The organism is Pedobacter sp. AK013 (genome assembly GCF_014205835.1).
GTDB lineage: Bacteria > Bacteroidota > Bacteroidia > Sphingobacteriales > Sphingobacteriaceae > Pedobacter.
In genome coordinates this window covers 63,838-90,054 of sequence record NZ_JACHCQ010000019.1, presented here as the reverse complement: position 1 = coordinate 90,054, position 26,217 = coordinate 63,838, and the positions used below count along the sequence as shown (strand labels likewise).

Here is a 26,217-nt window from a genome sequence, read left to right as displayed (position 1 = left end):
TAAGTGATATGAAAATGAAATTAGACATCCGCAACATTACCTATTTGGTTATACTCAGTGCATTTACAATCTTCGCAATTAATGCCTGTAAAAGAGAAAGTTTAACATTAAATACCACCGATGATGTAAATATTACCGGATTTTTGGAGAAAAATCCCGATAAGTTTTCTTTGTTTACCCAAATCTTAGAAAGATCGGGTACAAAAGGTTATTTGGCTGCTTATGGTAAGTATACCATATTTACTCCAGATAATAATGCAGTTAACGATTGGTTGAAAAGTTTAAATAAAACAGCAGTCGACCAATTATCAGCTGCAGAACTGAAAGACGTTGTTCGTTTTCATGTTTTGCCTGATACCGTTGCTACGGGAAAATTTACCGATGGCAAGTTAACACAGATTACCCTTTATGGTCAGTATCTGCAAACAGGTGTTACCTTTAAAGATGGTGTAAGTAGTTTTATCATCAACAAACAAGCTCTCATTACCCAGTCGAATGTTAGGGTTGGGAATGGAATTATCCACGTTATCGATCATGTATTAATCCCTTCAACTAAAACGTTGGCTTCCACCATCGAAGGCAATAACAGGTATGGCATATTTACCCAGGCCTTAAAAGAAACCGGTTTTTACGACTCGTTAAACTATGTACAATCTGCAATTCCTGATACTACACGTCGTTTTCAGACGGTAATTCTCGAATCCGATTCGGCATTACAGGCTGCAGGTTTTAACAATTATGCTGCTCTAAAAGCTAAACTTTCAAAAACAGGCAATCCGAAAAACCATACCGATAGTTTGTGGATGTATGTAGCTTACCATATTTCAACCGGAGCAAGTTATACACCTGATATTGTTTCTTCGCCTTCATTGGCAACATTGGTGCCAAGCGAAATTATAACCACTAAATTAGTGGGAACGAAGATTTTATTAAATGATGATGAGTTTAATGGAGTGATAGAACCAGGTGTAGAAGTAAACAGGACTTTTAGCAATGTTACCACTTCAAATGGGGTATTACACGAATCTAAAGGTTTTTATAAAATTAAACCAAGGGTACCTACAGGTGTTTTCTTCGATATTGGCGATCAGCCGGAATTAAAATTATTGGCTGCCTGGCGGGTACCTGGGCAAAGCATTCCGCTTTTACAAAATGGAAAGTTAATTACTGCAGGCATCAGGCTCGATGCCTACAGATCAAACACCATTGGTCCTGTTTATGCCGTGTCGTCAACGCCAATCGGTGCATCTGACGGTAGGAGTTATGCCAATAGGGATGTCATTCAATTTAACCCAACTACCAGCAATACAGCACGTTCTATCTGGATGGAAATCAGAACACCTATGCTGGTAAAAGGTAAATACAAAGTTTGGATCTGTTATACCTATAATGGCTCCGGACCACTTACGCAAGTTGGGGTAGATGTAGGAACAACACAAGAACAATTATTGCCAAACTTAGTCGATTTCGCCCAAACATTGGTCAGTTCGGGTGTACCTACCGCCAATGCTGCTTTGGCCTCTGCAGATGGATTAATGTTAACCAACGGTTTTAAACGCTATATGGCTACAACTGCCGAAGTAAGTAACGGTGTAAATGGTTTACAGCCCATTTCACAGAATAATTTATGGTCGGTTATGGTTGGTAAATTGGCCGGTGTAGTAGATATTAAAACAACAGATAAACATTGGGTTAGGTTTACTACACTTCGTGGTAATGGAACCGGGGTTATGAATATGGATATGATTCACTTTATTCCTGTTGATGATGATCAGAACTATCCAAGATTTAGCCCTTCGGGCCTTATTTATAAACGTCCATAATCAATTGAGCCATAGAACTAATAATATAAATAATGACTAGAAAATATATAATATATGTTGCCCTGCTCAGTATCTGCACAGTTTTATATTCCTGTAAAGATAACCTGGAACTGCATAACGAGCTTACCAATGTAGATAACAGCTTAGATCTTGCGCAAAAGCTTGATGCTCAGGCCAACGTAAGCATTTTTAACGGTTATGTTAAAACAACCGGTTATGATAAGGTGCTTGCAGGTGCGCAAAATTATACGGTTTGGGCCCCAACCAATCAGGCTTTAGCCAATTTAGATGCTGCAATTGTTTCTGATCCCGCAAAATTGAAAGATTTTGTTGCCAACCACATTGCATTATCTACTTATCCCTTAAACAAAATAGGCGATACCACCAGGTTAAAATTGCTTAATAATAAGTTTGGTGTTTTTACCAGCACTAAATTTGAAGAAGGTAGTGTAACCGACGCTGGCCAGTTTGTGAAAAATGGGGTATTGTATACCGTAGATCAGGCAGTTCCAACCAAACAGAATATTTGGGATTATATGCTCTCCAGCACGGATGGCGCGTTGCAAAAGAACTACATTAATAATCTATCGATTACCGTTATCGATACTGCAAACGCCACTATTATTGGTTATAACAATTTAGGTAATCCCATTTTTGCACCTAACCCACCCATGGTATCCAGAAATACTTATTGGGTAAATGTAGCCGATCTGAGAGACGAAAGTCAGCAATACACTTATTTTATATTGCAAGATGCCGCTTTTACAGCAGAATCGTCAAAACTTTCAACCTATTACCCAAGTATAAACCCGAATTTAAATGCTTCCTTCTTTCTGGTTAAAGATTTAACCGTAAAAGGAGTTTATCCGGTTGAAAAGTTGCCAGATACCCTCATTTCTTTAAAAGGGGTGAAAGTACCGATCAATAAGGCCAATATTATCCGTTCTTACCGGGCCAGTAATGGGATGGTACATGTGGTAAATGCGTTACCTTTCCGTTTAAAAGATAAAGTACCAGAATTTAAAATTGAGGGCGAAAAACCACAATCCTTTAGTGCTGCACGAACAATTTTATACCGTACCAAACTTGATAATTTAGGAAAAACCTTTAACGATATTGAAGTTTACGACCATAAGTATGCTGAATTTGGTGTGTTCTATATCAAAGCCAATTTACCCGTGGTAAAATACAAAGTGTATGCAAGGGCCATTTCTGGTTTACCCGGCGATCCACAGGTGGCGGCATTTACGCAGCGTTACTTCTTTTTTAATCCTACTACAGCAAGTTATACTTTGTTTTATACCCATTTGGTAAATCCCTTAACCTATAACGAAGTCTACCTGGGCGAATATACACCAACAGACTTTGGCAATTTTCTGGTGAGGTTAACCGCTGCAAACAGTACGAGTGTAAATGTAAGCACACTCATATTGGATTATCTCCGCTTCGAACCAGTTTTACCTTAATTATGAATCTTGCTTTCAAAAAAAATACTATGTATAATTTTACAACGATAAAAAAAGTTTGGGGCACAATACTTTGCTTACTGGTGTTTGGCTTAGCGGCACAGGCACAGGAAGTAGATTCGATGAAAACCGAAACAGATACCACTACCATAAAAGTAAAAGCCCGTGCAGTTAAGGGCGAAAAGATAAAGGGAGTTGTGCTCGATGGGAATACCAATAAGCCTTTAGTGGGCATTAACATTACAGTTACAGGATTTAACGCCGCCATTACCGACGAAAAGGGAAGGTTTACTGTGGTGGTACCCGATTACAAGGCCAGCATTATTATTTCTGGTAATGGTTTCCAAACTAAGGTGCTGCCCGTTTATAAAGACAAAGAAATCAGAACCAAACTTTACCCCTTATCATTTACCTCGGTTTATAACGAGGTGGTTACTCCAACAGGTAATATTTCCCAGGCACGGGCAATACCTGCCATTAGTAATGTTGGTTTACAGGGCAACTGGGCAAACAACTCCGAAAGCGTAATGAGTTACATACAAGGCAGGGCTGCAGGGGTTAAAGTTACCAGGCGCTCCGGAACACCCGGAATAGGGGCTGATGTGCTTATCAGGGGATTTAACTCTTTGTATGCTACAAAACAACCTTTATATGTGGTTGATGGAATGATTTTCGATGCCAATAATTATGGTACTTCGCTCATTAAAGGTCATGTTAACAATCCACTTCAATTTATCGATGTTAGAGATATTGAAAATATCAGTATCATTAAAGATGCAGCTTCGGCAGCAACTTACGGCGTAAAAGCGGCAAACGGAGTGGTATTAATTACCACCAACCGTGCGCACGATCTGGCCACCAATATCGATTTTTCTGGTTATGCAGGTTTCAATTTTAAGCCTAAAAACTTACCGGTAATGTTGGCTTCAGATTACAGGTTATATCTTTCTGATATCTTAAAAAGTCAGGGATTAAGCAATAGCGCTATTGCTGCAAAACCTTATATGAACGATAATTCAACTAATCCCGATTATTTCAAATACCATAACGAAACCAATTGGCAGAAAGAGGTATTAAAAAGCAGTTTCGATCAGAACTATTTTTTAAAGGTTACCGGAGGTGATAACATTGCCAAATATGCACTTTCTGCTGCTTATGCCAGAGATAGGGGCGTAATTGATAGTACTGATAATTTAAAATACAGCACACGCTTTAACAGCGATTTAAATCTGACCAAAAAACTACAGGGAAGCACCAGTTTATCGTTTACCTACACCGAGCAGCGTTTAAAAGACCAAGGAGTTGCACCGGTAACCAATCCGCTGTTTTTAGCTTTGGTTAAATCGCCTTTTATGGCCAGGAATGAAATAAATTCGGCAGGGGCCGTTTCGCCAAATTTAGCCGATTATGATACCTTACAGGTGAGTAATCCAAGGGCTTTAATAGAGAAGGGGCAAAATTTGAAAAAGGCTTATCGGTTTTACGGTAACATCAACTTCGATTTTACTTTCAATAAAAACTTTAAACTATCTAACTTAAGCGGTGTAACTTACGATAAAACACAAGAAACACTTTTTATTCCGAGAAAAGGAGTAACCAATGATACGCTTTCTAATTATGTAGGCGATAGCCGTTTAGGTACGCAGGTAGGAAGATTTTTTAATGTGTTTAACGATCTGCGCTTAACTTACGATCAATCTTTTGGTTTATACAACAAACTGCATGCAATTGTAGGTACACGTTATTCGCAGAGCGAAAGCGAGCAGGACTATGCTTTGGGTTTTAACTCTGCAACAGATGAGTTGATCAGTATTGGGAACAGTAATGCGGCTTTTAGAACATTTGGTGGCGATATAGGGAAATGGCGTACCCTAAACAATTACCTGTCTGCCAATTATAGTTACGCCGATAAGTACCTCGCTAACTTCTCAATGGCTATTGATGGTTCTTCGCGCTTTGGTACAAAAGCCGGTCAGGGTTTCTTAAACTTTGATGATGGTTTAAGGATTAATGGAAGCCGTTATGCCGTTTTACCTGCAGTTGGTGCAGCCTGGATAATCTCTTCAGAGAAATTTATGCGGAATTTACACCGCGTTGACCTTCTGAAATTAAGAATGAGCTATGGTTTGGTTGGAAATGATGATGTAGGGAATTATACAGCAAGAAAATATTACACCTCTCAAAACGTACTCGGTATTAGGGGCATAGTAACAGGCAATTTTGCTAACCCTAATCTACAATGGGAAACCGTACGCAAGTTTAATACCGGTATTGATGGTTCCTTTTTTAACGAGCGTTTAAGCATCAGTTTAGATTACTGGAGAAACAGCACTAAAAATATGTTAAGCTATCAATTGCTGAGTGTAGTTACAGGTACAGCTTCTTTTATCAATAATAATGGTGGCATGCAGACAAATGGTTTAGATTTAGCCTTAAATGGCCGGATTCTAAACAAAAAATTAAAATGGGATGCAGGTTTAACCATTGGTACATCAACCAATAAAATTACCAGTTTACCTGATGGAAATTCGGTGATAACCAGTTATGCAGGTGGTGCCTATATCAGTCAGGTTGGTCAGTCGGCCAATCAGTTTTACGGTTATAAAACCAATGGTGTTTTTGCTACCAATGCAGAGGCCGTAGCCTCAGGATTATCTAGCCGCAACAGTTCTGGGGCACTGGTACCATTTACAGGAGGTGATGTTAGATTTATTGATAATAATGGCGATAAAATCATCGATGATGCCGACCGCACCGTTATTGGCAATCCCAATCCTAATTTATTTGGAAGCCTAAATAATACCTTCACTTACAAAAACTGGAGCTTAGATGCTTTAATCACTTTTGTTAGCGGTAACGACATTTATAATTATACCAGGGCACAGCTAGAATCTGGAAGTACTTATTACAACCAAACACCAAATATTAGTAATAGATGGAAAGGTGATGGACAAGTGACGTCGGTGCCAAAAGCTACTTATGGTGATCCGGTAGGCAATGCCCGTTTTTCTGACCGCTGGATAGAGGATGGTTCTTATTTACGTCTAAGAACCGTTAACGTAACCTATAATGTACCCTTAAAGCTTAAAGCCATTAAGTACGCAAAAATTTATGCTACGGCTAATAACCTGTTTACTGTAACCAATTATTTAGGCTATGATCCAGAATTTAGTAACTCTGGTAGTTTATTTAGCCAGGGGGTAGATACCACACTTGAGCCACAGTTCAGGTCGTTTCAACTGGGTGTTAGAGTTGGATTATAATTAAGAAAGATATACTCATGAAAATGAACATAAATAAAAAAATTGCTTCCCTTTTATTGTTGGGTATTTTATCGGCAGGTTCGTGGTCTTGCAAAAAGATGCTTGATGTACCAACCGAAGATAAGTTAGATAGTGTAAATGCTTTTAAAACTGTGTCTGATGCAGATGCAGCAGTGATTGGTATTTACGGTCAGTTTTTAGGACTGGAAAAACTGTATATCCTGCAGAATGAGCTGCGTGGCGATTTAATGGATGTAACCGCTAAATCAAGTACCGACCTGCAGGAACTTTCATCACATACTGAAACGAAAAACAACCAATACGTAGATCCAAGGCCATATTACCAGGTAATTGTGAATTGTAACGATGTACTCAAAAACTTTAAAATGATGGTCGATGACCGTCGGATGAGTGTTGATGATTACAACAAACGCTACTCAGATATTGCCACATTAAGGAGCTGGATTTATCTGCATTTAGGCATTCAATATGGCAGCATACCTTATATCACCGATGCGATAGAAACAGTAGATGATTTAAAAAACCTGGCCAATTACCCAAAAACACCATTTGACCAGCTCTTGGATAAATTAATTGCTTTTAACGAGAGTCTGCCATATAAGGAGGCTTATGCATACCCAACAGGAACATCCCTGCTGGTTACCATTGATGCTAATAGTACCCAAAAATTGTTTGCTTCTAAAGCCTTTCTGTTAGGCGATCTTTATTTGTGGAAAGGAAATTACATTAAAGCGGCAGAAAATTATGCCAAGCTGATGAATGCCGAAAACAATAACGCGAATGATAACTTTAGGTTTAATTTTTACAAGATCAATAACTCCGGAGATCCAGCCTATGCGAATTTAGCTATCTTATTTAGCAGAAGCGGGCAAGATCCTACCAGTTTAATCAATAGTTTAGATGCTGGCTGGAGGGCTATTTTTGGCTTGCCAACAACATCAAGTGCATGGAGTTCGGAATGGTTTTGGGCTATGCCTTACAATACTGCATTTAAGCCTGTAAATCCAATGATTGATTTATGTTCGCCGTTAAAAAGTTATCAGATTAAACCCTCGCAGGCCGTAAAAGATCTCTGGAACAGCCAGATTACTTACGGAGGCGTTCCATTCGATCCAAGAAGCAAATTATCATTCAATACTTCTGCAATGGGCGATGAAATTACCAAACTAACCGATAATGGCGGTAAATGGGGGATTTATAGAGCACCTTTATTACACCTCCGTTTTTCTGAAGCAGCTAATAGAGATGGACAGACCAAATTAGGTTGGGCGTTACTAAACACAGGTATCAGAAATACTTATTATGTAGGCACGTTTACGGCTGGCGTACAGGCACCTGTTTCGATAGCGGAATTAAATACCATGATTACGCCTTATCCGCAAACTTCACCTTACTATTTTGATGCGAGAAAAAATAACGACGTTTCGGGTACCTGGTACCGTAACTGCGGCATTAGAGGTAGGGCTGTAGTAAATGCGATCGATGTGAGTTACCAGACAGACATGATTGGTTTAGAAGGTAAATTAATTGATGAAGCTGCATTAGAACTCGCTTTTGAAGGTAACCGTTGGCCAGATTTGGTACGTATTGCCCGCAGGCAGAACAATCCTGCCTTTTTAGCCGATCGCATTTATCAAAAACTGTTAAAAGCAGGCAATCCTAATGCAAGCCTTGCCCGACAAAAATTAATGGATCCAGCCAATTGGTATTTGCCATTTGACTGGAAATAGAAAGTTGTAGTCGTCATTGCGAGAAGGCTTTTTCAGCCAACGAAGCAATCTTACAACGATCGCTACTAGCGTGCGCTTTAAGATTGCTTCGTTTCCCGCAATAACGACCTTTCTATAGTAGTCTGTCGAAAGACTAAATTAAAGTCTTGGTAGAGCGTTTAGACAAGCTCAATGTGACAATTCGAATGATACAGCCTCGTTATACTTAAACAGCTTCGAGGTCTAAAATCTGCACCTTATATGCTGCGGGAAGAATCAAGTTTCTTAGCGGTTTGTTCAACTTGAACTTTCTGCTTATTTTATATAAAGTAAGTATTGGTTTAATTGGTTTTCCTTCCCCTAGTTTAAGCAATTCATTCACTTTTAGTGGAACAATGAGTGCTTGTATTTTTCGCATTAATGAATATCTCAGAGCACCCAGGTGTTTTTTATACTGATCAAAAAGATCATGGGAAAAACAGCTATAAATTAAATTTTCCTGTAGCTGTTGCTCATGCATCACTCGCCAGGCCACAAAATTAATTGGAAGTCCATTTATTCCCATGCGATACCCAACTTGATAGAAAGTGGTAAATATTTCCTCTTTTTCTGTTAAAGTGAGTTTTCTTTCCAGCACTTCGAAAGCACGGATAGAATAGTCAATCAGCATAAATAATACATCTCTATAGGCCCAGTCTGGAATTTTAGTACTTCTGCCAGCTTCAACATGCTGATGGATCATCATAATCTGGTCTATCGCTGCATTGGCTTCAGTTAAAGTAGAAAATACGATTTTTTGTGCATAGGCAACAGTAGAAAACAATCTTCCCAGTGGATCTTTAGGTAATTTACCAGTAAAATACAACCAATCAACAGCTTTATTCAGGCTAAATTCTGCTGCGGCGCCAGCAAAAATAAAAAGAATAACGTCTGTATTACCCCATATTTTCCTTACAATGGAATGTTTATCTACAAAGTCCATAATGCTCTTCTAATATTTCAATTTTTTTAATGTTAATGCGGCATAGTATCAGTGGGATAATTCCGATAATACCAAAAGAACAGTCTATCATTTGCCAAAATACCGGAATATGGCGGATGTTTCCGGCAATTAGGGCCAATGGAATAATCGAGATACAACAGATGATGCCAAATTCGATTACCCATTTGTTTTTGACAGGATCTTTTAATGGGCCGATAAAAAGTACGGCCAACATGATATGTGCAAAAGCCAGCCAATCGGTACCATAACTTAAAAATGGATAATGTAGATTGGTGATTTTAAGTGCCTGGTAAATCGCTCCAATCCAGATTTGAAGACTACTTGGTAAAATTGTACCGTATTTAACCAGATAAGACATCTCTGTTTCTAATGGGAAAGCAGTTAATCCGCTTATGGCCAGCCCTATAATGATCGTATAGACATATATTTTGGAACGTACTCTTAATTTTAGTTCTTCGGTGCCCATGTATCTGTTAATTAGGGAGTGTAATTGAAGTTTTTTTTTGTTTTATAAAGTGCTTTGTGTTTCAAAGTAAAAGCTAAAAATTGAATATTCCAAAAAAAGTTAAGATTTTCGGCCTGATGAGTTTTTGATCTCCTGCTATTGAAATTGGAAAATAGAAGATTTGCTGAGCTTAAAGATTGTGCTGTAAGGAGTCTATTTACCTCGAGTTTACATTAGTTAATATATAATTACAAAAAGCAAAAGCGCTAGCATCGCGCTTGCGCTCTTGTTATCATTAACTAAACTAAATTAACACACTGCTTCTAGCAATTGTTTCATTCGTTAAACAAATATCTGTCACGTTGACAATTAAAACGAAGGTAGCTGGTAAATACGGAAAATGTCCTGTTGGATAAGGTTTTGCAGAATTTAATTTTGTTTGTAGTTTTAATTATACTTATTATCGAAATTTTGTTCTTTTTTTTGTGCTCCGATTTAAGGTTTAATCGAGAGTATTTATATATTTGGATATTCATTATAAACTAAGCCTACAAAAGAATAAATAGACTAACCACTATAATGGAATTATACACCCCTGACCAAACAGATAGAGAGATTTTAACACTATTACAAAAAGATGCAAGGCTAACCTATAAGGAACTGGCAGCTATATTGCATTTGTCAAAATCGCCCATTCAGGAACGTGTAAAACGCTTAGAACGCTTAGGCTTCATTTCTTCGGTAGTGGCATTAATTGATCCCAATAAATTCGAGAACTGTATGATCTGCTATTTACAAGTTCAGCTTACCAACCATTCTGTTGATACCTTCAGGTTATTTCAACAGGAGGTAAGCAAACTCGATGAAGTACTGGAATGTTACCATACTACAGGAGGCTTTGATTTTATGCTAAAGGTTGTTGCCAGGAATATGATCGCTTATAACGATTTTCTAACTAATAAATTCGGCCGTTTGGATAATATAGGTACCCTTAACAGCTCGCTTGTAATTACGCAGGCCAAACGCGAAACTGCTTTACCTGTATAATAAAATCATTTTAATTTAATTCTTAAGATGAGTTGTTTTGGCTTTTATGCTAGAAGGGCATTTATTTGCAATTTATCAACCTCAAGAAATCTTCGGCTACGTTAGGGGTGAAGACCGCCGTACTTCACTTAATAACTATATTAATGATTCCCCGTCAGATATTTGTTACGGATAAAATCATCCCGAATATTTATTTTAGTTTGGATATTAGGCAGTTATTTATCGTGTAAGTGATTTATCCACCAATATTTTTAGAATTGAAATCAAATTAATACCAACCATAATTAATCAACTATGTCGAATCGAAACAACGCAGCCGATACTACTGGAGCCTTAACAGATGCTGGGATAAGCCCAGACAAGAAAACATTTTTACAATCGCTCACCGAAGATTGGTGGGCAGTTATATTGGGAACAATTATTATTGCTTCCGTACTTTATTTAACCAGCAACGGCACTGTAATCAGTTTACCTGCATTTAAATGGGCAAACGGTGAAGATCTTTTGGGTAAGGTATTATCAGTAGCTAACTTATTGTTGATTGTTGAAATGGGCGCGGTTTTTCTGGTCTTAGCTTCAATAGCCATAGGCTTATCAGGAGGCAATGTTGCAAGGTTTGCTGGCGGTTTTGCAGTCATTTATTTTTTTGCTATCGTTTCCTTTATTATAGGGGGTAATAAAAGTGTATCTTATTTTGGATTGGAATATGTGGTATTTGCATTAATTATCGGTATCCTATTAGGTAATCTAATTAAGTTGCCATATTGGCTAAAAGAAGCGGTGCGGTCTGAGTTTTATATTAAAACAGGTTTAGTCATATTGGGTACAACCATTTTGTCGGCCGATTTGATCAAAGCTGGTTTACCTGGTATAATACAGGCGGTTATTGTCGTTACCGTAGTTTGGTTTTTTTCGATGTGGTTAAGCCGCAAGTTAAAAGTTGATGATGAGTTTGGTGTGATATTAGCCTCAGCAGTATCTATTTGCGGTGTTTCTGCGGCTATTGTAGCCGCTGGAGCTATTAATGGTGATAAACGTAAATTATCTTACGTAACCACTTTAGTATTGATCATGGCTATCCCGATGATGATTATTTTGCCTTGGGCAGTGAAGTATTTTCATATACCAGAGGTGATAGGTGGGGCCTGGTTAGGTGGTACTTTAGATACAACGGCAACAGTAACTGCTGCAGGCGATTTGGTTGGGCCAATTGCCGTTAAGGCAGGTGTTATTGCCAAGTTTTCGCAAAATGTTTTTATTGGTGTTGCTGCTTTTTTTATCGCAATATGGTGGGCCTATAAAAAACCTAAAGATGAGAATGGTGTACCCTTCAAAGCAGCGCGACCGGGATTGAAAATTGTATGGGAGCGATTCCCGAAATTTGTATTGGGTTTTGTTGCGGCATCTTTAGTGTTTTCTTTTCTGTTATCTCCCACTACTGCAAAAAGTGTTGGGCCAACGTTAAATAGCTTACGTACAGTGTGGTTCGCGATCGCATTTATTTCGATTGGTATGGAAGCTAAATTTTCATCGCTGGTAAAACTTCAGGGAGGGAAACCTGCATTTACATTTGTTACTGCACAAATATTCAACATATTTTGGACACTCTTTTGGTCGTATATTTTATTTGGCGGGTATCTATTCCCAGTGCCTGATTTTAAATAGACGATGGACTTTTTCCTGCAAAAAAAAGCGACAGAGATGTCGCTTTTTTTATTCTTTTCGTTTCATTATTTTGCCAAAGCAATAGCCTGCGGTGCATTTGTATCCGGATTACTTATTTCTGTTGTTAGTGCAGCAAATCTATCTAGGTTTAATTTTGGTGTTCTGCCCATTACCAAGGTATGTTTTTCAGTTGCTCCACTCAATTTTAAATCAGCATTGTTTTCAATTACGGTATATAAACTTTTTGTATCAGAATTGATTTCGGCAACGGCATTTCCTTTTAAAAATACCTGAAGATATTTAACATCCAATTTGCCTTGTGTTTTTACCACAGCTTGGTCAGATGCCTTAACCCTATAGATATTATTAACATAAAGGGTAATTTTGGCTACTTCTTTGTCTTCTGAGCTAATTTTTAATGCATACCCATCTTGCATTACTTTTACTTTGCCCGTATTGTCATTGTTGTAGCTAATGCCTTCTTTCTCTCTTTGAATTAAGGTAACTTCTACATTTCCACTTACGATAACCTGGTTAACGTTTTTAGGCGCAGAAACTTTAGTTGGTTGTTTCTCGCCGGCCATTGCGCCTGTAGAGAAAATTGAAGTGCTTAAAACGATAGCTGCTAGAAGCGATTTTGCGAAGGTTTTGATTGAGTTTTTCATAATGCTGTTGTTTATATTTTTGATTAATATTTTGTGATTGTTTTGTATATAAGACGCCTACACTCTAAAAACGTTGCAGTAGAAAAGTCGCTATTATACCAACACAGCTAAATTGTCGACGAACTGGATTTAAAAACTGCCCAATGGTCTAAGTTATTTTGGTGCTCTATTGATATGAGCTTTTGTTTTTTTAGTTTTCCTCCCAACTGCTTATGCTGTTAAAACAAAATTTAATGGTCAGATTATATTATCTTTAAATAAAAATTCTCAAATGCTTATCAGTAAGTTATCTGGTTCGTTAGGAGAATCCTGAGATCTAATTTTTTTAACCAAATCATTTTAATAATAATATGAGAAGTATGAAATCTAGCTATACAGCTTTTTTTATTTGCCTGGTTTATATCAGTTTTTGTGGCTTTATTTCTAATAAACAAGAATATCCGCGTTTAGGTATTGTATCTGGTTTAACACAAGACAGTTTAGCGTATGCTGCAGGTTTTAAAATAATAGGCGAATCGGTTCCGAAGATACTTTCACCTACATTAACAGATGATCAGTTTAATGCCAATTTGAAAAAGATTAAAGCAGCAAAATGTAAAGTGTTAAGCTGTAATCTTTTTTATCCGGCGAGCATAAAAATAGCTGGACCTGAGGTAGATGAGGCGAAGGTTTTAACTTATACCGAAACTGTTCTTTCAAGAGCTGAGCAAGCAGGGGTTAAGTTTATTGTGTTGGGCAGCTCGGGTGCAAGGAGCATTCCTGCAGATTATGATATCGTTAAGGCAAAAACTGATTTTGTTAGTTTATGCAAAAAACTGGCACAAATTGCCGGGAAATATAAGGTTACAATTTTGTTAGAAAACCTCGAAACCACCGAAACAAACTTCATCACTTCACTAAAGTCGGCAGCAGAGATCGTAAGGAAGGTTAATCATCAAAATTTCAGACTTAATGCCGATATATTTCATATGATGCGTGAAGGAGAATCTCCAAGTGAAATTATTGAAGCCGGTACATTGATTGGATTTTCGGAGATTGCCGAAAAACAAAACAGGTCATTACCGGGCGTTATGGGCGATGATTTTAAACCTTATTTAAAAGCTTTGCATAAAATAAATTATAGGGGCTTCATCTTTATAGAGGGAAGCATCAAAAATGCGGCTACCGAAATACCATTGGCTTTCAAATATCTTTCTGCTCAGATTGCAGAAGTGTATTCAGAAAAGAAAGTGGATTGATTCAATTCCCCATCTCTCTTGAAAAAAAACGTTATTTAGCTAATAATACCAATGATTGGATGTTTGATTTTTCTGTAGCTTTATCCACATTTGGTAAACGCATTTTTGCAACATTGGTCTCAACAGTTAAAGATGGGTTTTCATTTTTAGCCAATGCAGCTATATCTCTCACCGTACTCGATAACATTTTAAGCGTAAGCATAAATTGACGGTCGATATTCCTGATTTTTTGAAAATCAACGTTTGGACTAACGTGTTCTATATTTGAACGCTCACTTTGGTTGTATTGGATGCTATCTAAAAGAAGCAGTTTATCTGTAATTTGGTTCAATACTTTATCCGAAAGGTTTAAGCCCTGAATGCCTATTACCCTGTTATTTTTTACATAATAATCTAAGCCATTAAAACTAATGAGGGTTAAGTTATTTCTATTGATGATATACTCTGGCTTCGGAAGGTTATTTTTTAAATGGGTTTTATTAAATGCACTGCGCTGAGCCGCTAGTCGCTCAATCATATCGTTTCCGTTCAGTTTGTCTATATACTCGAAAATATCAGCTTGTTTTGTTTGCTTATTTTGAGCAAAAACACAAACAGATAAGCAAGAAAATGAGGTGATTAAAAGAAATACTGTGGCGATTGATTTGGCACTTTTCATGTAACAAAGATACAAGTGTGTTTGCTAAAATTGAATTTTTTGTAGGTTTAATATTACTGATTTTCTGTATTTTTGAAATTTACTTGATGATAAAAATCAATTTTTTCTTTAACAGTTATTTAATATTTAAAAAATATACAAAATCTTGTTGTTTGATAGTTTGAAATTTTACAGAGCCAAACTTGTAATTAAGCTTTTAATCTTGAGTTTTTGTGTTCTGGAAATAGTTCAATACTTTTGGCTTCGCGATATCTGGTATCGCCCCATTATTGATGATCGAGCTCGACTTTTTCTTTAATCTGCCTAATAGCGATATCATGCATTTTCAGCTTATCCAGCTTTCGAGAGAGGAGCCATGGATGGTGTTCTACTGTGATCAGGTACTGGCAGGGATAATAAAAGAAAGGGAGGAATGGAAGCAATTATCAGGTGAGATTTTACCTGAAGGGCTATTATAAAATATAGGCCTGTTTATTGATCGGCAGCAGTATCAAAAATTGCCGGATGAACTTAAATCGAGGTGGCCCAAGCTTATAGAAGAAGTTATTGTGAATTCAGATTCTGAATATATGGTAATCTGCAAAACCTTCGTGAATTTTAGATCATTTGAAAAAATGTTTGAAAAATTTGTACCAGCCATGATAAAAGATGAGTGGCCAATCAATTTTAAAGTTTATAGTCATGATTTTGAAGAGGATTTTATAAAGCGACTTAGCCGTAAGGATGAAAAATCCAGTTATCAACCTATTCAGAAATGGTAATCTTTATCCGAATTAAAGATTTTACCCCATGTTAAATATCAGGTATTTAACGCAATCTTAATATTGGGTTTATGTGGTATATATACTTTTGCGGTGTAAATATTTGGTTAGTATTATACAAGTTTAGTTAGTTGATAAGGAAAGGCCATCAATGGATATTGTGGCCTTTTTGATTTTAATACTTCACTATCTGAACCGCTCACGAGTACTAAACGTGATATTGCCATTAAAGCTTTGTTATGCTCTTAAAAAACTTAATTACAACCGGGTTTGCTTCCTGCGGATAAACATGCCCCCCGGGGTGTTTGTATAATACTACTGGTGTTTTTATATCTGAAGGATAAAATGTGGTGTAAGTTGCATAAGGTTCTCCGGGTTTACTACATCCATTAATTTTTAAAATCTTATTGCACATTGCTCTTTGCCATTCTGGTTTTACCAATGGATCTTGTTCGCCCATAATATGCATCGCGGGCTTAGGTTTAAGCATATTAACTATTTGGCCTCCTACAGCCGCTGATGGTGCAACAGCAGCAAATACATCACCTCGTGTTGCCCAAAGTAAATACGTAAAGCCGCCGCCATTGGAGTGGCCGGTTGCGTAAATACGCTCATTATCTATGCGGTAATCTTGTTGGAGTGTTTTTAGCATGGCATCGAAAAAATGGAGATCACGATTATTCATATCGCCCGGTGCTTTCTGCCAGCCCGGTAGCTGGCCAAGCGGGTCTGTTAATTGCCCAGGGGTATTCAATCCCTGTGGGCATATTATAATGGCCTCTGGCCAGAGTTTTTCAAAGCCCCTGCTTCTAAACATATTTCCCATGGTACCGCCATGTCCGTGAAAAACAAAAACGATTGGTGTGGCTTTTACTTTTGCGCTGTTTGGGATGTAAACCATTGCTTCACGAGGTGTGCCGTCCACATTCCATTGCATTATTTTTACATCCTGATACGTTGAATTGGGCGACGTATAGGAGAGGAGTAGAAATATCACAGATAAACTCCCTAGTAAACCTATTTTGCTACAGAATCTTTTCAATTTATTGAACATATCATTCACTAGGACAAATGATTGTGCATTAGGTTTAAATCAGTGTTAGTTTTATGGTTATTGAGTTTTAATGGGCTATTGAGGCGTTAATTCTATAGTGCTAACAACGTGTATTTTTGTTGCGGCAAGTCCTTTTGCTGTAAGCTCAATTTCAAATGAAATTTTATCATTGAGCCTAATTTCTTCCTGAAGATCCATTAAAAAGAATTGAATTTTCTGCTCATTTTCATCTTTAATAACACCATGTACACCATTTTGATCTACATAACATATTGTACCCTTTCTCATTTCTAATCTGTTTAGTAAAGATTTATACTTAATTCATAAATGAATTATCTAAATGCTAGAACGTCAATTAGATGGTTTAATATAGTAGTAATTTTGTTACATTAAATTAAAGAAAGTGATAATGTTTTTCCTGGATGTGAAAATGCCTTAAAGGAAATTTTTTCTCAGAAAAATTTAAATGTTAAACAGCGATAGTTTGTTCAGTTTTTTTATCCTCAGATTCTATTGTTAGCGCATTTAAAGAAATACTTATGTTTAAAGTATAGAAGCCCTCTTCGTCAATTCCTGCAGTTATTTCGGCATTTTGATGGTAAGCATATTTTAGTCGGTTACTTATATTGTCCATTCCTGAGCCAAAGCCTACTTTACTTTTTACTAATCTGGGTAAATTACGGCTTTCGATACGCAGTTTGCCATCAAAGGTGTAAACATCTATAGTGGCCTTGTTTTCTATGTCATTAAGGTTTCCATGCTTAAACATGTTTTCCAGAATAGTAAGCAAAACAAGTGGAATTAATTTAATTTCACCAAGATCAGGACCGCTGGCAAGCTCAATATAAATTGCACCTTGGGTAATGCGGTGCAAACCAATCAGGTTTTCGCATTGTGCAATTTCTTCACTTAAATATACATAGCCTTCATTGTGCTGGGTATTGGCGGCAAAACGCATCATATCAGAAAGATAAAGCATTACTTTTGCATCTTCCGGAGAGTAGGTGCTTAGTTTTTGGTGTACAAACTCAAAGGTATTAAAAAGCAGATGAGGGTTAATCTGCGCTTTCATAAAAGCATTCTTAGACATGGCAAGCTCCTTATCCATTTTTTCCTGATCAATAAGCATTTGAAAACGCTGCTTTTCGATACGGGATTTTTCTGCTTTTTCTCTAATGAACCGCTTTAAGAAATAATAACCTGTAGAAAAAAGAAGGAAAAACGAGCCTCTATAAAGGACCCGTGATATTCTAATTCTGAGACTTGGCATTTCCCCGGGTAAAATATTGGTATAAGTATTTAGTAGAATATCAACGCCAGTAACCACAGCTAAATAAATCAAGATTGTCGAGATAACAACCAAAGGAACTTTCCATATCGCTCTGTTAGGAAATACTGTTGCTTTTTCAATTAGTAAAGCATAAGTATAAAATAAAGTAATGTTAATAGTATAATGGATAGCATAGTTGCCGAATGTGCCTAACAGGCCAAGGAAGTAGATAACCATCACAGTCTCCCAAACGATAAATGCTGTCCAGGCAATGATGTGTATCCTATAAGTGTACAACCAGTTTTGCAACATGCCGTTGCCCCATTTCGACCTATTCATAAAGACTTATTTACTATTTGTGTAACACTTAAAGTTATAGGGTGCTATCGGTGCTAGTTTTCGAGAAAAAACAATTATGAAAACTCAAAAATTAGCTAAAAAAACACTTTTTGTATTTAAAAAAAAATATAGTGCAAAGTTAGATAAAGCAACCACCACTTCTGAACCAACCACTACAACATTTACTACAGTTTCAGGTATAATTTCAAATTATTGAATGTTTTTATCAGTAGCCGTTATTTTTTGCGGCTACTGATGATTAACCTTTCTGAAATAAAATTTTTAAACTCATTGTAATAAATATCTCCAACGGTAAAGCTAATGTGGTTGTTCATGGTAATCCTGTTGCCATCCACATACAAAATCTTATCAATAGCAACAATATAACCACGGTGCAACTGTATAAAACCTTTTTTAATACTAAGCTGTTCCCGGACATCTTTTAAACTTAAGTAGGCAATAATTACTTTTCCTACAGTATGTATTTTAATGTAATTGTGAAAACTTTCAAAAGCGATAATATCCTCATATTTAACCATTACCGCACGGTGTTCCTCTTCTTTGTTTTTAACTAAAAAATAATCTTCGTTGGCACCACCTGTCATTTCTAGCCCGAAAAGCCGGGTAATAGTAGTCGCAAATTTGGCATAACTATATGGCTTAAGCAAATAAGCATCTCCTGCGGCTTCAAAAGCATCAAAAGCGTACTCCTGGTGAGAAGTAGTGAAAATAAGCTTTCTGGTTCTGGAGCGGATGGCCTTAGCCAATTCCAAACCGGAAATCTGAGGCATTTCCACGTCCATAAAAATTACATCAACCGTTTCTGAGCCAGCTAGCTCCCTTAAAGCGGTAATAGGATCGGTATACTGCTGCACAAGTCGCATGTTTGGAGTATCCTCAATATATTTTTGTAGCCCCGCTAAGGAACTGAACTGGTCGTCTATGGCTATGCACTTAATCATCTTCAAAAAATCTGTTTCTCTTATAACGAAATTACGCCTTTTCGTACCGAAAAGGGTACTATCTGTACGGATTAATTTTAAGTCTTTTCCTTATTTACTAATTTAACGCAAAAATGTGTCAATTAAGTTTACAAGATGCTGGCAATAGCTACAATCCATAAAATATTCTAGAATACCTATAAAAAAATGTACCTCGCCTTTAATGGACTTGTTAATCGAATTATAAGCTTTAATTAAGATAAGATCACAGGCCAGTCCATTATGTTACAAGAATATACATACTCCTACATCTCTGTAATCGGAACTATCTAATTTAGCGCTTTTATTTTTGTATGGCTACCTTGCGCTCTCCATATCGATTATGTTGGCTAAACGTCATATATATTCATTTAAACAAGACTTAGTGTTATTAAGGATATTTTTGCGGTATAGATTTTATCCTTTATAATTTATGGCTGATCACTTTTTGAAAGATGTACTTTATTCCGTTCTCGATCTTGCAACTGTTTTAGACGGCTTTACTGCTGCAGATAGTTTTAAAACAAGCCTTGATTTAGCTAAACAGTCTGAAACTTTAGGTTATACACGGTATTGGTTTGCCGAACACCATAATATGGCAAGTGTTGCCAGTTCGGCTACGGCCGTGCTTATTGGTTACATTGCTGGCGGTACCAATAGTATTCGTGTAGGTTCTGGAGGTATTATGCTGCCCAACCATGCACCATTAATTGTGGCCGAACAATTTGGTACTTTGGCTTCGCTTTACCCTAATCGTATTGATTTGGGCTTGGGCAGGGCGCCAGGAACCGATCAGGTTACAGCAATGGCTATCCGTGGAGAAAACTTTAATGCTGTTCATAGTTTTCCCAGGGATATTGAGAAATTACAACAGTTTTTCTCTGCCAGTAATAACCGGGCAAGTGTAAGGGCCTTTCCAGGAGAGGGCTTGGATATCCCGATCTGGATTTTAGGTTCGAGTACCGACAGCGCACGCTTGGCAGCAGAAAAAGGACTTCCTTATGCTTTTGCAAGTCATTTTGCACCGACCTACTTCGAACAGGCAATTTCCATTTATAGAAATAACTTTAAACCATCTGAATTTTTACAGGAACCCTATGTAATGGCCTGTGTAAATGTGGTTGCTGCCGATACTGATGCAGAAGCAGAACGTTTATCAAGCTCGGTAAAACGTATATTTTTAGGTGCTATAACGGGTAAAAGGGGGCTACTGAAGCCGGCCGTTGACAATATGGATGCTTATTGGGATCAACTGGAAAAAGAAGCTGTAGAACAAATGCTGTACTATTCTTTTATTGGCAGTGCAGAAACCATTAAAGAAAATTTAGAAGCTTTTGTTGCCAAACACGGTGTAAATGAGATAATGAGTACCTCGCATATTTACGATCATCAGGCAAAATTGTATTCGAATAAAATTTTTGCAGGGCTGTTTAGGTAAAAGATAACGCATCATTTCGAATAGAATTTCCTTATCGGCATCGTCATTTCTCGACTACCTTGCTTTTCAGTCGAGGTGACGAAAGTTCACCCTGCCTTTTATAGTAACGATTTAAAAATAAACTTTAGTTTTAAATCCTTTGATTAACCAAAGGAGATGATGCTCTTTCATAAAAGATATTACTGATGGGCGTAGCGATTGATTCCATTTTCCATCGTCTATCCTTTTCTTTCTTTTTCTCTTTAAGATTTATTAATACTAAGGGAATATTGGACTACTAGCTTTGCTGCGAAAAAAAAAGCAGCATCCCTTGAGCGAAACTTTACTTTCATCTTTACAATGTGGAAGCCATCGGGCCATGGAAGAAATCTACCGGATTTATTGGGAAGATATATTTGATGCTGCGCTAAAAAAAACGGGTGATGAAGCACTTGCACAAGATATTACCCAGGAGATTTTTATTTCACTTTGGGAAAATCATAAAACGATTAACCTGTCTGGGAGCCTCGGTGCTTATCTACACGGAGCTGTAAAATATAAAGTGATTAATTACTTCAGATCGGGCAGTATTAAAGAACAGCACCAAACTGCGCTCACAGCCCTAATGGATGAGCAGCATACTTCCGCCGCCGACGATAAACTAATTTTAAAAGAGTTCCATCTAGAGGTAGATGCAGCCATTGCACTTTTACCAGAAAAAATGCAATTGGTATTCTCAATGAGCCGAAAACAGGAAAAATCCATCAAAGAAATCGCTGCTGAACTTGATGTTTCTGTACAGACGGTAAAAAACCAGATCTCTGCAGCGCTAAAACTTCTTAAAAAAAGCCTCTCCTATATACTGATAATTGCTGTATTGATCGGCTTAACATAAAGTTAATCTATAGATAACATTTTTGGTTAGTACCGATCTTCTTTTCGACTGACATGTATTTAAATGACAGAAGAACAGGCAAAAGAACTGCTACAGAAATATCTCGATCAGCAGGCAAGTCCGCAAGAGCAAAAAACAGTTGAAGAGTGGTATGCCACACTTCATGCAAAAGATACGGTATTACCGACCGATAGGAAGGCAGCGATAGGGGAGCAAATGTTTGTTCACCTTCAGTTCGCTATGCAACAGAAGCCAAAATTTGGCAAGGTATTCAAACTCCAATCTTTTATCAGAATTGCTGCCGCCGTACTCATCATCATTACACTAGGAATAAGTATTTGGAAACTCAATCTCAATACTAAAGCGAAGCTTGAAAATCTGGTCACTGTCGTTACCGGAAGTACACAACACAAGCGGATTACTTTATCAGATGGTTCGATGGTTTTGTTAGGTCCGTCTGCCAAACTCTGTTACCCTAAAGCATTTGCCTCAAACAATCGCCAGATTGCATTGAAAGAAGGTGAAGCTTTTTTTGAGATTACCCATCAGGAAAAAAGACCATTTACGGTACACACCACATCTGGAGTCGACATTCGGGTATTGGGTACTTCTTTTAAGGTTAAGTCGTACCGGGCGAGTAAACACATCGAAGTTGCCGTAGTTACCGGAAAAGTTGCCGTAAGCAACAGAAAAGGAAATCTGGCCACATTGATTAAAGATGAATATTTAACCTATGATAAAAGTGCCGGCCAGGCTGCTATTGGCAAAACTAAAGCTACCGCCTATGTCGAACTTGCTTTTGACGGTGCAAGTCTCGATCAGGTTGTCCATAAACTGGAATATATTTACAGTATTAAAATTTTGCTGAACGATAGCACCTTAGGTAGACTTAAAACTACTGCTTCTTTCAGTAGCAAACAATCGGCTGAAGAGATTTTGGATATTATTTGCAGTCTGCATCACCTTAAGTTCAATGCATCAAAAAATCATAAAACATTTAATATATACAGATGAGATAGGGATATGATATAGAAATTATCTACGGTACCGATCAGATCGGTTGCCGCAATCTTTCTTCCTGGCAACAAAAGCCAGTATAATTAAAGCTTTACAAAAATAAAATCAAACAAATTAAGCAATGAAAACAACCTCCGCTAAGAGGACACAAGCTCTACATAAGATCATGAAATACTCATGTTTAACATTCACAATCCTTTGCATTTTTTGCAGCTCTATCCTTGCTTCGTCAGGAATGGCGCAAAAATTAGAGAAAACCACGGTTAACATTACCATTAATAAAGGCCGTAAAATGACCGAGATCATCAAAGAAATCGAATCACGTACCGGGCTTAGTTTTGTGTACAACCCAGATCAGTTACAACAAAAAAACATGTTTGTAAGCGGCGATTTCACTACAGAGCCGGTAAGATCGCTTTTAGACAGGCTGGGCTTACAGGTATTGGAAAAAGGCGAATACGTGATTTTAAATAACGCCGTGATCAACAAGCCAGACCGGATCATCACCGGGGTAGTAAGAGATACTACAGGTTTGGCGCTCCCAGGTGTTTCGGTAAAGGTATTGGGCACGCAAAGTGGCACCATTACCGACGGAAATGGTACTTATCGCATTGAAGTTGGTGCCGATGCCGTGCTTTCATTCTCCATGATCGGTTACCGTACCAAAGAGGCGAAAATTGGCGATAGCCAAGTAATCAACATGGTTTTGAGTGAAGAACGTTCTACGCTTGCTGATGTAGTGGTGGTGGGTTATGGAACCCAGAAAAAAGAAACACTTACCGGTGCAATCAGTATTGCATCATTGGATAAACTTTCTTCCAGGTCGCTCAATAGTGTGGGCGAAGTTTTGGCAGGAAAAACACCTGGTGTAATTGTAACCAACGAAGGTGGCGATCCGACTTCTACACCACGCATCAACATCAGGGGGTCGGGTGGTCTTAATGGCGAAAGTGTACTTTACGTAATAGACGGTTCTATCTTTTTGGGTGTACCTCAGCTTAACCCTAACGATATCGAATCTATTTCTGTGTTAAAAGATGGATCTGCAGCTATTTATGGTGCGAGAGCATCGGGTGGAGTAGTATTAATTACCACGAAGAAAGGCAAAAACGGTAAAATGCAAATCAGTTTTGATGCCAAATTAGGGCAACAGAGCGCCTGGAGAAAACTACAGCCATTAAATGCTCAACAACGTGCACAGGTTGCGGCAACTGCAGCTAAAAATGGTGGTAACGCTGTATTACCTGCTTTTGACCCATCTAAATATCCTGACGGACAGATTACCCGTACCAATTGGATGGACGAAGTGTTTAGAGACGGTTTATTACAGGATTACAACGCCGCTATTAATGGGGGTTCTGAAAAGTCGAACTATTATTTAAGTTTCAATTACCGCAATGCCGAAGGGATTGTATTAAATACCAATACCAAGCGTTACAACTTCCGCATCAACATAGAACATGAGGTAAGCAATTGGCTAAAAGTTGGCGAAAACTTTTCGTACAGCAGCACAAATGGAAATGGTGCCAACACCAGCAGCGATTATACCGGTGCTTTACTTTCTGCAATTTACTATCCTACCAACGGAACACCTTACAACCCTGACGGAAGTTTTGCCGGTTTGCCAGGTGGACAATTCGCCGGTGATTATGGCGATATTGTTAACCCAGTGGCAGAATTGATGCGTATAGACATTAATAACCCTTCAAACATTATGGTCATAAATCCATATGTAACCTTAAAACTTGCTAAAGGCTTAACCTTTAAATCTAATTTAAGCATTACAAAAAGAGATACACAGTTTAAGGGGTTCACGCCAAAAAGGCCTGAAGTTGGGAAACCGGTATTAAGCAATAGCTTGCAGCAAAACAGTTTCCAAACAAACGATTTTCTCGCTGAACAGATATTAAGCTACAAACAATCGTTTGGTAACCATAACTTAGATATTACTGGAGGTTATACTTTCCAGAAAACAAAGAATTACAGCTTATATACATCTGGTGCCGGATTTGATGATGAATCTCCACAATATAGATATCTTACTAATGCCACAATTGTACAGCCATCAACCAGTTATTTCAATGCAAATGCCTTATCATCTTTGCTTTTTAGAGCCAATTATAACTACAAAGAGAAATACCTGCTGTCGTTAATTGGACGCAGAGATGGCACATCGATATTGATGCAAGACAACAGGACAAGGAATTATGCTTCTGCTTCTGCAGGGTGGCTGTTAACCAAAGAAGATTTTCTTAAAGATATTACCTGGTTAAATGAATTGAAATTGCGAGGAAGTTATGGTGTTTTAGGTAACCTGGCCAGTTTGAGACAAGAAGACGTAAACCCACTCTTAGTAGCAACGCAAAGTTATTTTGGTCAAACACCAACTTTACAAACAGGTTATGCTTCAACAGTATTACCTAATCCAAATATCAGATGGGCAAAAAGTAAGCAAACAAACATAGGTTTGGATGTAACAGTATTGGGTAGATTAAGCTTAAATGCAGATTATTTCATTAAAGATATCAATGATATGATCTTAACCCGTCCACTTCCTGGTACGGCAGGTTTAAATTCGCAAACAATTAATGCCGGTAAAGTTAGAGACAAGGGTGTGGAGTTGGGTTTAACTTATAGCAGTAATAAAAACGCAGAATTTACCTATTCGGTTAACGCAACGCTTACAAAAGTAAACAACATGGTACTAAGCTTGGGCGAAGGATTGGAAAATATGCCATTATCAACCAATTTCCGTAACGAACTTGCTCCGTTAGTAAATAGGGTTGGCCAACCTTTGTACAGTTACTATGTATTAAAAACAGACGGGATTTTTCAGAGTCAGGCAGAAGCCGACAACTATAAAAATGCTAAGGGAACCAAGATTCAGCCGAACGCAAAAGCAGGTGATTTTAAATTTGTAGATATCAATGGTGATGGATCAATTGATAGCAAAGACCGTTATTTTGCGGGCAGTGCTTATCCTGATTTCTCATATGGATTAAGCTTTAATGCAAGTTATAAAAATTTCGACTTTAATATTTTTGCACAGGGTGTACAGGGCAATAAATTATTCAATGCCGTAAAACGTACTACTTACAGTGCAAGTGGTCCTTCTTATAATAAACTGGTAGGCATTCTTGATGCCTGGTCGCCAGAGAATCCAGGTGGCAAAGTGCCGATTATTTCGACCAGTGATGCCAACGGAAATTTTGCAGCATCTGATTTTTATGTAGAAAACGGTTCTTACCTGCGTATCCGTAATGTAACCCTAGGTTATAGCTTGCCAAATAAATTAACCAATAAGTTAAAAACAGGTGCAGTAAGGATTTATGCTTCTGCTAATAATTTATTTACCATCACTAAATATTCAGGCTTTGATCCGGAAATCGGAATGGATAACTATGGATTGGATGTTGGTCGTTATCCACAAGCCAGAAGCTTTATCCTGGGTTTAAATATAAATCTGTAATCACAAAATAAC

Annotated in this window: 22 protein-coding genes; 14 read left to right on the top strand and 8 right to left on the bottom strand. The window is 37.7% G+C overall.

Annotation, left to right across the window (positions count from 1 at the left end; all coding sequences use genetic code 11):
* Positions 1 to 8: 8 nt before the first annotated feature.
* The 4 genes from HDC90_RS13980 to HDC90_RS13965 are packed head-to-tail and all read left to right on the top strand — an operon-like array spanning position 9 to position 8,303.
* Positions 9 to 1,823 carry a fasciclin domain-containing protein gene (locus tag HDC90_RS13980; protein WP_184467342.1) on the top strand — a complete coding sequence of 605 codons (1,815 nt, stop codon included), beginning with the start codon at positions 9 to 11 and terminating at the stop codon, positions 1,821 to 1,823.
* A gap of 32 nt (positions 1,824 to 1,855) precedes the next feature.
* A complete protein-coding gene (locus tag HDC90_RS13975; RefSeq protein ID WP_184467340.1) occupies positions 1,856 to 3,289 on the top strand; it encodes a fasciclin domain-containing protein in 1,434 nt (477 codons plus the stop codon).
* 29 nt (positions 3,290 to 3,318) lie between these two features.
* Positions 3,319 to 6,552, top strand: coding sequence for a SusC/RagA family TonB-linked outer membrane protein (locus tag HDC90_RS13970; RefSeq protein WP_184467338.1), 3,234 nt, complete (start codon positions 3,319 to 3,321; stop codon positions 6,550 to 6,552).
* A 23-nt stretch (positions 6,553 to 6,575) separates the two neighbouring features.
* Entirely contained in the window at positions 6,576 to 8,303 is a 1,728-nt protein-coding gene (locus tag HDC90_RS13965; protein WP_184467336.1) for a RagB/SusD family protein, read from the top strand.
* Positions 8,304 to 8,508: 205 nt separating this feature from the next.
* Here the strand turns inward: HDC90_RS13965 and HDC90_RS13960 are convergent, their stop codons facing one another.
* Positions 8,509 to 9,264, bottom strand: a complete 756-nt coding sequence (locus HDC90_RS13960) for an oxygenase MpaB family protein (RefSeq protein ID WP_184467334.1) — start codon at positions 9,262 to 9,264, stop codon at positions 8,509 to 8,511.
* Entirely contained in the window at positions 9,248 to 9,751 is a 504-nt protein-coding gene (locus HDC90_RS13955; protein ID WP_184467332.1) for a hypothetical protein, read from the bottom strand. Before HDC90_RS13955 ends, HDC90_RS13960 begins: the two co-directional genes overlap by 17 nt.
* A 558-nt stretch (positions 9,752 to 10,309) precedes the next feature.
* Here HDC90_RS13955 and HDC90_RS13950 point away from each other — a divergent pair.
* Together HDC90_RS13950 and HDC90_RS13945 are read left to right on the top strand one after the other, a co-directional pair.
* A complete protein-coding gene (locus HDC90_RS13950; RefSeq protein WP_184467329.1) occupies positions 10,310 to 10,777 on the top strand; it encodes an Lrp/AsnC family transcriptional regulator in 468 nt (155 codons plus the stop codon).
* 294 nt (positions 10,778 to 11,071) lie between these two features.
* Positions 11,072 to 12,442 (top strand): YeiH family protein, encoded by a 1,371-nt coding sequence (locus tag HDC90_RS13945; protein WP_184467328.1) that lies wholly within the window; start codon positions 11,072 to 11,074, stop codon positions 12,440 to 12,442.
* A gap of 65 nt (positions 12,443 to 12,507) precedes the next feature.
* Here the strand turns inward: HDC90_RS13945 and HDC90_RS13940 are convergent, their stop codons facing one another.
* A complete protein-coding gene (locus tag HDC90_RS13940) occupies positions 12,508 to 13,107 on the bottom strand; it encodes a GIN domain-containing protein (protein ID WP_184467326.1) in 600 nt (199 codons plus the stop codon).
* Positions 13,108 to 13,466: 359 nt separating this feature from the next.
* Between HDC90_RS13940 and HDC90_RS13935 the strand changes: the two genes are divergently transcribed.
* Positions 13,467 to 14,345, top strand: a complete 879-nt coding sequence (locus HDC90_RS13935) for a sugar phosphate isomerase/epimerase (RefSeq protein ID WP_184467324.1) — start codon at positions 13,467 to 13,469, stop codon at positions 14,343 to 14,345.
* 31 nt (positions 14,346 to 14,376) lie between these two features.
* Here HDC90_RS13935 and HDC90_RS13930 read toward each other — a convergent pair whose 3' ends face one another.
* Complete coding sequence (locus tag HDC90_RS13930) at positions 14,377 to 15,003, bottom strand: hypothetical protein (RefSeq protein WP_184467323.1); 627 nt, start codon at positions 15,001 to 15,003, stop codon at positions 14,377 to 14,379.
* Between the two features lie 317 nt (positions 15,004 to 15,320).
* On the opposite strand from HDC90_RS13930, the gene HDC90_RS13925 reads away from it, so the two are divergent.
* Positions 15,321 to 15,461, top strand: coding sequence for a hypothetical protein (locus tag HDC90_RS13925; protein WP_184467321.1), 141 nt, complete (start codon positions 15,321 to 15,323; stop codon positions 15,459 to 15,461).
* A gap of 132 nt (positions 15,462 to 15,593) precedes the next feature.
* The gene (locus HDC90_RS13920) at positions 15,594 to 15,764 is read left to right on the top strand and encodes a hypothetical protein (RefSeq protein ID WP_184467319.1); all 171 of its coding nucleotides are present in this window, start codon (positions 15,594 to 15,596) and stop codon (positions 15,762 to 15,764) included.
* Positions 15,765 to 15,990: 226 nt separating this feature from the next.
* Here HDC90_RS13920 and HDC90_RS13915 read toward each other — a convergent pair whose 3' ends face one another.
* From HDC90_RS13915 to HDC90_RS13905, 3 genes are all read right to left on the bottom strand, one after another.
* On the bottom strand, positions 15,991 to 16,701 hold the full coding sequence (locus HDC90_RS13915; RefSeq protein ID WP_255497655.1) for a PHB depolymerase family esterase: 711 nt from the start codon (positions 16,699 to 16,701) through the stop codon (positions 15,991 to 15,993).
* A gap of 192 nt (positions 16,702 to 16,893) precedes the next feature.
* On the bottom strand, positions 16,894 to 17,106 hold the full coding sequence (locus HDC90_RS13910) for a hypothetical protein (RefSeq protein WP_184467315.1): 213 nt from the start codon (positions 17,104 to 17,106) through the stop codon (positions 16,894 to 16,896).
* A 181-nt stretch (positions 17,107 to 17,287) separates the two neighbouring features.
* Complete coding sequence (locus tag HDC90_RS13905; RefSeq protein WP_184467313.1) at positions 17,288 to 18,427, bottom strand: sensor histidine kinase; 1,140 nt, start codon at positions 18,425 to 18,427, stop codon at positions 17,288 to 17,290.
* A gap of 76 nt (positions 18,428 to 18,503) precedes the next feature.
* Between HDC90_RS13905 and HDC90_RS13900 the strand changes: the two genes are divergently transcribed.
* Positions 18,504 to 18,644 carry a hypothetical protein gene (locus HDC90_RS13900; protein WP_184467311.1) on the top strand — a complete coding sequence of 47 codons (141 nt, stop codon included), beginning with the start codon at positions 18,504 to 18,506 and terminating at the stop codon, positions 18,642 to 18,644.
* A gap of 19 nt (positions 18,645 to 18,663) precedes the next feature.
* On the opposite strand, the gene HDC90_RS13895 is transcribed toward HDC90_RS13900, so the two are convergent.
* A complete protein-coding gene (locus HDC90_RS13895) occupies positions 18,664 to 19,389 on the bottom strand; it encodes a LytTR family DNA-binding domain-containing protein (RefSeq protein ID WP_184467309.1) in 726 nt (241 codons plus the stop codon).
* 451 nt (positions 19,390 to 19,840) lie between these two features.
* Between HDC90_RS13895 and HDC90_RS13890 the strand changes: the two genes are divergently transcribed.
* The 4 genes from HDC90_RS13890 (at position 19,841) to HDC90_RS13875 (ending at position 26,205) form a co-directional block, all read left to right on the top strand.
* A complete protein-coding gene (locus HDC90_RS13890; RefSeq protein ID WP_184467307.1) occupies positions 19,841 to 20,845 on the top strand; it encodes an LLM class flavin-dependent oxidoreductase in 1,005 nt (334 codons plus the stop codon).
* Positions 20,846 to 21,203: 358 nt separating this feature from the next.
* Positions 21,204 to 21,719: an RNA polymerase sigma-70 factor gene (locus HDC90_RS13885; protein WP_184467305.1), complete on the top strand. Its 516-nt coding sequence runs from the start codon at positions 21,204 to 21,206 to the stop codon at positions 21,717 to 21,719.
* A 63-nt stretch (positions 21,720 to 21,782) separates the two neighbouring features.
* Entirely contained in the window at positions 21,783 to 22,733 is a 951-nt protein-coding gene (locus tag HDC90_RS13880; protein ID WP_184467303.1) for a FecR family protein, read from the top strand.
* Positions 22,734 to 22,971: 238 nt separating this feature from the next.
* On the top strand, positions 22,972 to 26,205 hold the full coding sequence (locus HDC90_RS13875; protein WP_255497652.1) for a TonB-dependent receptor: 3,234 nt from the start codon (positions 22,972 to 22,974) through the stop codon (positions 26,203 to 26,205).
* Positions 26,206 to 26,217 lie beyond the last annotated feature (12 nt).

Excerpts from the sequence above, each read along its gene's own strand:
- HDC90_RS13930 (WP_184467323.1), bottom strand. The coding sequence starts at position 15,003 with ATGAAAAGTGCCAAATCAATCGCCACAGTATTTCTTTTAATCACCTCA.
- HDC90_RS13875 (WP_255497652.1), top strand. The coding sequence starts at position 22,972 with ATGGCGCAAAAATTAGAGAAAACCACGGTTAACATTACCATTAATAAA.
- HDC90_RS13970 (WP_184467338.1), top strand. The coding sequence starts at position 3,319 with ATGTATAATTTTACAACGATAAAAAAAGTTTGGGGCACAATACTTTGC.
- HDC90_RS13965 (WP_184467336.1), top strand. The coding sequence starts at position 6,576 with ATGAACATAAATAAAAAAATTGCTTCCCTTTTATTGTTGGGTATTTTA.
- HDC90_RS13960 (WP_184467334.1), bottom strand. The coding sequence starts at position 9,264 with ATGGACTTTGTAGATAAACATTCCATTGTAAGGAAAATATGGGGTAAT.
- HDC90_RS13935 (WP_184467324.1), top strand. The coding sequence starts at position 13,467 with ATGAAATCTAGCTATACAGCTTTTTTTATTTGCCTGGTTTATATCAGT.
- HDC90_RS13975 (WP_184467340.1), top strand. The coding sequence starts at position 1,856 with ATGACTAGAAAATATATAATATATGTTGCCCTGCTCAGTATCTGCACA.
- HDC90_RS13885 (WP_184467305.1), top strand. The coding sequence starts at position 21,204 with ATGGAAGAAATCTACCGGATTTATTGGGAAGATATATTTGATGCTGCG.
- HDC90_RS13905 (WP_184467313.1), bottom strand. The coding sequence starts at position 18,427 with ATGAATAGGTCGAAATGGGGCAACGGCATGTTGCAAAACTGGTTGTAC.
- HDC90_RS13915 (WP_255497655.1), bottom strand. The coding sequence starts at position 16,701 with ATGCAATGGAATGTGGACGGCACACCTCGTGAAGCAATGGTTTACATC.
- HDC90_RS13945 (WP_184467328.1), top strand. The coding sequence starts at position 11,072 with ATGTCGAATCGAAACAACGCAGCCGATACTACTGGAGCCTTAACAGAT.
- HDC90_RS13890 (WP_184467307.1), top strand. The coding sequence starts at position 19,841 with ATGGCTGATCACTTTTTGAAAGATGTACTTTATTCCGTTCTCGATCTT.
- HDC90_RS13950 (WP_184467329.1), top strand. The coding sequence starts at position 10,310 with ATGGAATTATACACCCCTGACCAAACAGATAGAGAGATTTTAACACTA.
- HDC90_RS13910 (WP_184467315.1), bottom strand. The coding sequence starts at position 17,106 with ATGAGAAAGGGTACAATATGTTATGTAGATCAAAATGGTGTACATGGT.
- HDC90_RS13940 (WP_184467326.1), bottom strand. The coding sequence starts at position 13,107 with ATGAAAAACTCAATCAAAACCTTCGCAAAATCGCTTCTAGCAGCTATC.
- HDC90_RS13955 (WP_184467332.1), bottom strand. The coding sequence starts at position 9,751 with ATGGGCACCGAAGAACTAAAATTAAGAGTACGTTCCAAAATATATGTC.
- HDC90_RS13925 (WP_184467321.1), top strand. The coding sequence starts at position 15,321 with ATGCATTTTCAGCTTATCCAGCTTTCGAGAGAGGAGCCATGGATGGTG.
- HDC90_RS13980 (WP_184467342.1), top strand. The coding sequence starts at position 9 with ATGAAAATGAAATTAGACATCCGCAACATTACCTATTTGGTTATACTC.
- HDC90_RS13895 (WP_184467309.1), bottom strand. The coding sequence starts at position 19,389 with ATGATTAAGTGCATAGCCATAGACGACCAGTTCAGTTCCTTAGCGGGG.
- HDC90_RS13880 (WP_184467303.1), top strand. The coding sequence starts at position 21,783 with ATGACAGAAGAACAGGCAAAAGAACTGCTACAGAAATATCTCGATCAG.
- HDC90_RS13900 (WP_184467311.1), top strand. The coding sequence starts at position 18,504 with ATGAAAACTCAAAAATTAGCTAAAAAAACACTTTTTGTATTTAAAAAA.